The sequence below is a fragment of the Paraburkholderia sp. SIMBA_027 genome, assembly GCF_046535315.1.
Lineage (GTDB): Bacteria > Pseudomonadota > Gammaproteobacteria > Burkholderiales > Burkholderiaceae > Paraburkholderia > Paraburkholderia tropica.
Genome location: NZ_JAWRWY010001440.1, coordinates 1 through 242, shown reverse-complemented (window position 1 = coordinate 242; position 242 = coordinate 1). Strand labels below are relative to the sequence as shown.

Below are 242 nucleotides of genomic sequence, written 5' to 3'. Positions count from 1 at the left end.
AAAGCAATTCAAATAAACCCAAATAGGGTAAATCATCTTCGTTTGACGTACAATTCATCCACAACCCATATCCACGTGGGTATTTGTGTGTACTAGGACTAGGCAGGTCTCCTGGCTTCGCTTCAACCTTAGACAACCTTCCTGGAATAAACCAGTGGCTTGTAGTCTTCGTCAGCAGTTACAGTTGCGGGACAGCGTCGGACTTGCACCGATCTTCCCTATTAAGCTTATTGATTAAGCAC

Annotated in this window: 1 riboswitch. The window is 44.6% G+C overall.

The annotated features are described in order from the left end of the window. Positions 1–83: 83 nt before the first annotated feature. Positions 84–242: riboswitch (cobalamin riboswitch) on the bottom strand. This riboswitch is flagged as partial in the annotation.